The following is a 4,190-nucleotide window of genomic DNA, read 5'->3' as shown; positions in this document are numbered from 1 at the left end:
ATAAGTTTTAACCATGCATCTGCATAGCCTACCAACCATAAAGGCTCCCCTGTCTAAGGTTTCGTCTCCGGGGGAAACCACGGCAAAGCGCGAGTGGGGGGAACCCCCTTTGGCGGCGCTGCCTCCCCTGTTCCGAAGCTGCATCGCTTCCTCAACAAAAGAGGTGCCAGTAATTGTGATGAGCAAAAAGCAATACTAAGACCAGTATTAAAGTTATTGGGCTCTACCGAACATAGTGTGTATAAAACCGCGCTTATGGCCGAATAGGTCGGATGGGACGGGTTATTTATAAAAAATCATTCTATTGGTACTTAAACTAAAATCGAGAATCAATAAAGGTATAATACAGTTATGGCCGACATTTCACGTTAAGACTTGAGGAATGAAAGAGACAACTCCCGCACCCCTTGCCCCCTTGCTTCGAACGATGGTGTAAACCCTTTGATGATGTCTGGACCCATAAAGCCCAAAAACGGGAGTTTAGGAACTATATAGGTGGATTATTAGGGGAAAGTGAACGAAAAAACCTGTCTCAAATGGCTTATAACCCTGTGGGAGTGACTTACCACCGATTACATCATTGTCTTGATGCCATAGCGAGTGGGGGAAACCCCCTTTGGCCGACTGCATCGCTTTTTGACGGAAGCGCCCTGGTCAGCCGAACCGGTTGAACGCCGCCTGATCGTGATGAATCAGTGTAGCCAAACCCGGATCAGTAGAGGATTCACGTTAATTGTTGATGACTCAGGACTCGCGAAAAAGCGGCAATTTCACAGCCGGAGTGGGACGGCAGTACATGGTCGAAATCGGTAAAATCGATAATGGGGTAGTAGTGGTAACAACTGATCTATATGATGGCCAAAAAAGCCTACCATTAGATTTAGAGTTATATCAACACGCCAGTTCTTTACCTCAGGGAAACAAAGACCCTGAATTCAAGAAAAAGCCGGAGCTAGCTTTAGGGTTAATTGACCGCAGCTTGCTGAGAGGATACCGACCGGGGTACGTGGTAATTGATGCTGGCTATGGAAATAACACAACATTTCTGCATAAGCTGGAAAAAAGGAAACTAAAGTATTTAGGGGGATTAGCCAAAAACCGCCAAGTTATAAGTCAAACATCGGCAAATAACAGAGAGGAAATTCCCTTAGATAAATTAGCATCAGTCTTGCCTGGCTCAGCTTTTATCCCGGTTAACCTCAATCTAAATCAATCGAAAACAGTTTGGGTGGCCACTGTTGAAGTTGAACTATCACAGCTCGAAGGAACGAGAACAATTGCTATCGTCAATCAGGCCTCGACCTTCGACCAAGAAGCGTGAGATTGACTATTTGATTACCAATGTTGACTCAACAAAAGCCACAGCCGAGTGGATAGTAACTAGCTATGCTCAAAGGAATTGGGTGGAAGTTTTCGATCGAGAAGCCAAAGGATGGTTAGGGCTTAAAGAATATCAAGTCAGAGATGCTCGCAGCTTGCTGAGACATTTCATTCTTGTGTTTTGTGCCTATACATTTATTTTATGGCACACCTTAACTGGAGGGTTAAGAAGACGTTGGGCTAACAAACCTTTAAAAACCTTTCCTGAGTCATTAGAGGCGTAACGGAGCAGCGATGTCTTTCCGTTTTGTGGAGTGGCTGACTCAAAATCGCAACCTATTCTTCGCTTACAAAGCTGCTTTGGGCTTTATTTGGGCTTGATATCTGTTTAAGTACCACTAGGCAGGAGTTACTCAATACTGCGCAACACACTCTATAAGTAGTAGGGGGCATTATTAACGGAAGCTACAGATAGAATTGCTGCGTAAGTTCTGCTAGGGTGGGCATTATCCACCCTACTACTAACCTAAGTTGCTAGTTATCAAAAAACACCTCAAAATGGCTTCAAGACACCAAAACTTAGTATCGATAGATCCTTAATTATATAGATTATTGGTATTAAGAGCTACCATTTATGGGTATAACTAGCCAGGGCAAACGTATCTTGTCAATAAACTGGGGATAGTTCTCAATAAACCCTGCCTTGTCTGTCTTGTCTTCGTTGTCCCCTTGTAGCCTTAGTTTGAGATTTTCCGGCGATAGACCCACACTTTAGTCATTAGGGTGAGTGTGGGATATGTCACATTTAATGAAATATTGTACTAGCACTATTAATGCTTGAATCACAGAATCTCGTTGATTGGCATTGAGGCTGACCATCGGGGGTCGATTGCTTTCATCCACAAAGCCCAACGCGATCGCTACATCCTCTTCTGACCAAGCTCCTTCACAATCAACATGGGTTAGACCAATCACTAGGGGAATTTTCACACGCTGTCCCATAAAACTGAGCAGGCGACGGGAAGAGCTAAACTGACTGGGACGATGGGCATCAACAAGGAGTATGTAAGCATGCGCTTTCCGAATCAGGATATCCCACATGAAATCAAAGCGAGACTGTCCTGGAGTACCATATAAATGTAGCGCCATATCTTGAGCAAATTGCAAACGCCCAAAGTCCATCGCTACTGTAGTTTTTTGCTTAATTTTAGTTGTCACGTCCGTTGCTAGGCAATCTGTATCCACTACATCAATTTCGCTAACCGAGCGAATGAAAGAGGATTTTCCAGCACCCACGGCACCGGTTACAACTAGACGCATAATTTCCACGCTTATTTGCTGTTAGCCGTTCTGAAGCAGAATCGGAAACACGACAACATTATTGTCAACCACAGGATTAGGATTACCATACTCTGATTGCAGAAAAACTACCATTAACTCCAAAAAGTACCTAGCTGTTATTAATCGTTATTACCTCCTTAAGAAACCAAGTAAGTGTTGCACAAAGCGATTGCTCAGCTCTTGAGGATTGTCCTCCTCAGTTCGATTTGCCCCAACGGCGACTGGCTCTAATCCCTGTGATTGCCAATAGTTCTGTTGATATGAAGTAAGCATAGGCACTTCTGCGACTAAACCCACGCTAATCAGCCGGAAGGATATCTGTTGAACCGTTTCCAGAGACTTCCCCAACCGAGTAGCAATATCAGTGAGGGGAATCGACCCATTGGCTAATTTCCAAACTGCAGCTTCCATAGGGTCTAGCCCTAACTGGCGATGACCAACCATCGCCCTAGATAGTGCTGAGGTTGTCTCAGGTAGCTTGTCTGCTAATCCAGTCCAATCTGGTAGAGCTCGCAGACCAATTAGAGTTGCTTTGGTAGCTGAGATGCTTAAACCCGTCATTTCTATCGTGGGCAAGGTTGCCTTAGAGTCAAACCTAAATTTAGCATCTTTGAGCCGGAATAAGCCACAAACTGAGCGTATAACCTGGGCATGAAATAGTAGTCTCAACTGCTCTGGATGCAGAAATCCCTTAGTCTTCAAGTACAGACCAATCGGTTTATTCGCCGGACATCGATTTACCTGTTCATTAATTACCTCAGGGCTCAGCCAACCCCGCTGACACATCATTTTCAGCAGGCATTGGTGATCCAGACGATAGCTAACTGCCAAGATCCGACCTTGGCGCAGTAGAATATGTCGAGCTTTTATTTCCTGACTATGCCTACTTAGCTTGAATCGGAGGGTTAGTAATCCAGTTTTGTTTCCTTGATCGAGGAACTGAAACAATTCTGGGAGGGAAAATTCCGCTAAAGAACTCGTGATAGCCATTACTTGCCAATAATAAAGAAAGTCACCTATTACTAGGCTTAAGTTTATTGATAGTCACAAGACATAATGAATAATCTATTTTTTTTGATCGATTTTTTCGGATTTTATATTAAAGTTATTAAATTTTAATTATTTTACAATACAATTCTAACCATTGGGTTAGTAATTCCCTAAGTGTAAAGTCAAAAATTTCTATCTTATGACTGATGCGTAAAATGAAGATATAAGCCTTAGAGAGGAGAGGTTCAGCAGGGTTTCTGACATTGGCAATCTGACATTGGAAATAGGCTTAACTCAAACCTGGCGCTTAGATAGTTTTCCCACTATAGCCACTTCCAGTTAGGGCGTGTCATCAATTAAGCCAGATAACGGTAGCAGCCAGATAAATTGCGGATAGAAAGTTTATTGCCCCTTTATCATAGCGTGTGGCAATCGCTCGATATTGCTTGAGTTGGGCAAAGAAGTTTTCAATTAGATGTCGTGCTTGGTATAAGTATCGATCATACTCACGCTTAACAGTACGGTTGCACTTGGGCGGA

4 protein-coding genes and 1 pseudogene are annotated in these 4,190 nt (G+C 43.4%); 1 reads left to right on the top strand and 4 read right to left on the bottom strand.

From position 1 onward, the window contains the following. Window positions 1–186: hypothetical protein (locus F6K37_RS33575; RefSeq protein ID WP_287255047.1), on the bottom strand; the 186-nt coding region annotated here is incomplete at its 3' end. Between the two features lie 196 nt (window positions 187–382). Between F6K37_RS33575 and F6K37_RS33570 the strand changes: the two are divergent. Then, window positions 383–1,701, top strand: a pseudogene (locus F6K37_RS33570) (IS701 family transposase). Window positions 1,702–2,091: 390 nt separating this feature from the next. Here F6K37_RS33570 and F6K37_RS33565 read toward each other — a convergent pair. From F6K37_RS33565 to F6K37_RS33555, 3 genes are all read right to left on the bottom strand, one after another. Further along, complete coding sequence (locus F6K37_RS33565) at window positions 2,092–2,640, bottom strand: GTP-binding protein (protein ID WP_008181987.1); 549 nt, start codon at window positions 2,638–2,640, stop codon at window positions 2,092–2,094. A 150-nt stretch (window positions 2,641–2,790) separates the two neighbouring features. Then, window positions 2,791–3,651, bottom strand: coding sequence for a DUF4388 domain-containing protein (locus F6K37_RS33560; RefSeq protein ID WP_008181986.1), 861 nt, complete (start codon window positions 3,649–3,651; stop codon window positions 2,791–2,793). A 352-nt stretch (window positions 3,652–4,003) separates the two neighbouring features. Further along, window positions 4,004–4,190: transposase (locus F6K37_RS33555; RefSeq protein ID WP_287255045.1), on the bottom strand; the 187-nt coding region annotated here is incomplete at its 5' end.

Origin of the sequence: Moorena sp. SIO4E2, from assembly GCF_010671945.1 — a bacterium.
Classification (GTDB): Bacteria; Cyanobacteriota; Cyanobacteriia; order Cyanobacteriales; family Coleofasciculaceae; genus Moorena; species Moorena producens.
Note: the sequence above shows the minus strand (reverse complement) of the source record. Positions and strands in the feature narration are given on the sequence as shown.